This is a genomic window from Streptococcus acidominimus (assembly GCF_001921825.1).
GTDB lineage: Bacteria > Bacillota > Bacilli > Lactobacillales > Streptococcaceae > Streptococcus > Streptococcus acidominimus.
Genome location: NZ_MSJL01000090.1, coordinates 1 through 2,638, shown reverse-complemented (window position 1 = coordinate 2,638; position 2,638 = coordinate 1). Strand labels below are relative to the sequence as shown.

Below are 2,638 nucleotides of genomic sequence, written 5' to 3'. Positions count from 1 at the left end.
TCGTGACAGATGTGAAGTTACCAGAAAATCCTAGTCAGGCTGATTATGATAAAGTAAAACATGTCACCATGCTCTATCGTGGTTCAAGTGGTTTCAACGAGTTTTTAGAAAAACCTTGGGATGTTACCGCGGACTGGCTGGCGAATGACGCGCTTATGGCTTTACGTATACTGGTTCCAGATATGGTTCCTACACGGGGCACAAGCCAGTTGCGAAAAGCAGCTGATTTTGGGAATGACAGTTTAGCCAAGTATGGAAATGCTACGTTTTCTTTTTATGGTCATTCACTAGGTTCAATGAGTGTTCAATATACTGTCACCTCTTTGCAAGAGGAATACTTAGATCGGGTTTCAGGCGTTTATGTCTATAACGGTCCTAATATTTATAGAACAATGGATGAGGAGCAACGAAGAAAAGAGGAGATACTTCATAATCGGATTTTTAATTACGTAGACCCTCTAGATATTGTTGGACTTGGATATGATCAAAAAGAGGGAGCAGTTGGACAAGTCATACTATTTAACTCACAAAAAAGTTCAGAGGGGCTGATTGGTCAACATATGTGGGGTGGGTATGACCACGATACCAAGGGCAATCTCATTGACAAATACGGTCTCGTTGTGGATCGGCAGAATTACCGAGCAGGAGTTGATATTGACGGAGACGGTGTGGAGGATATCCATCTGGATCCTGATAAGGTTGACCCGAGGAACCTGTTTCTCGCAAGTGGCAAGCTCGATCAGGCAGGCGGTCGGACGATTAAGGTCAATCCAGATAGTCTAAGAATGCTTTCGAGTAATCTAAGGATGTTAGCCCTGACGGATATTCCAGCCATGATCCGAGCGTGTCAGCTCTGCCAAGAGAAAAATGCCAATATCCAAGGAGATTTTGAGACACGAAAGCAGAGGGTGGAAGAAAGTATTGTCCAGCGTTTTAAGGGAACAAGGCTAACCGAGGTCTTCTACCGGCTTCACGACTCTCTTGGTCAGATGCTGAATAAAAAGACGATCTTTGAAGACCTATCGTCTCCTCGCACCTTGACCAATCCGATTTCAGATCCAGCTTATATTGAGACCGGTGCCTACTTGGAACTTTCTGCCTACAATAGTATGCTGTCTCGCCTTGCGGAAAATAGTAGACATCTGGCACAGCAATTGAATGATGAGAAACGGGGCGGTTTCCAGAATGGCTCTCCCATCAATCCAACCCCAACTGCCCTCAAGTCCTCTATGGTTTTGGAAGACACAGCTGAAAGGCTCAAAAAGAAGAGTGAAAGCATCTTTGAGGGGACAGGGTTGCGGGAGGGAAAACCAGACGGTATTAGCCAATCCTTAACAGAAGTCTTGGAAGTAGAGCAAAAAAATCTTAAGGAACTGCAGACGGCAGTCGAAAACGTATCGCGCCTAACCTTGAGTTTAGCCAATAACTTTAAAGCGATGGATGATTGGCTGCAAGGTCAACTGTCCAGTGGCAGTAGTATGGCAGGTTTTTCCGTCCAGCATGTGCCAACTTCTTATCAGGCTTATCTGGAAGAGTCGGCTATTTTTGATGATGTGAAAGATGTCTTACAGGCCTTTGATCAGCAAGTAGAAGAACGCAGCAATCAGTATGCCAAGGAGGTGGCAGTTGCCTTTTCAGAAGCCTTTCAACAAGTTCAATATTCTTTAGAAAGATGGACGGAGCAATTGTTGCCCTTTCAGCATACGGTGGATGCGGTGCAAGCTTCTTTTGACATCAGGATCTATGTCGATAAGAAACAGATGGTAGATGATAAGACAAGGGTCACGCGGACTTACTGGGGTCAATTGGTGGAATTATATGATACCACCACTTCAGCAGCCATTCTTTCTGCCCAGCAAGAACTCCCACCCCTCACAGACAATGTGATAGGAGCACTTGAGGTGATCCGTTCTGCTAAAAGCGACCTGCAAAATCTAAAACCTCAATTAAAGGCAATCATTGAGGAGGGGGTCTATACTGCTTTTGATCTGGACGAGATCATTGCTAGTCATAAAATAATCCAAAGTTATAGCAGTCGTATCCTGCAGGAGCTAGACTATGTGATCACAACAATCTCCAGTCAGATGACAGGTCAAGCCATTACAAGCCTATCAGAACAGCTAGGAAAGGTTCGCCAATTGACCAGCTATTTCAATCAATTGGTCGGAGACTGTTTCGGAGACCAAGATGGAGGAGAAACCCTACCAAGCGGTGTCTTAGAATCTAAGGCCTATCAATTTTCTATTAATTAAACTAAGATACGAGAGCGTTTGACACGAGTTGCACTCGTTCTATCTCCCACCTTCCACAGTCTATCCTTAGACTATGGAAGCGAGCAAAGGCATACCCTTAGGGCATCCGTATCTGTACAACGAGCAAGCTCATAACAGCTACGGAAAAATAGGAGTTTTGACGAGTGAAAAGCTCCAGTGGAGGTTTTCAGCCTATTTCTTAAAGAACCAGCATCAGCTAAAACTGAAACAGTTATCGCTCTTTTTCACCCAGTGCTTAGTCCGAGTTCAGTTATATAAGATGTGAAGCCGTTAAAAAAACGAACGAAAAATAGGAGACTGACGAGGTGTTCGATGAACACAAGGAAGTCTATCTTTTTTCCGAGGTTTTAGGCTGAACTCAATTA

Annotated in this window: 1 protein-coding gene; it reads left to right on the top strand. The window is 44.2% G+C overall.

Features of this window, described 5'->3' with window-relative positions; genetic code table 11:
* Positions 1 to 2,252: SA1320 family protein (locus BU200_RS10290; protein WP_142237051.1), on the top strand; the 2,252-nt coding region annotated here is incomplete at its 5' end.
* Between the last annotated feature and the right edge of the window lie 386 nt (positions 2,253 to 2,638).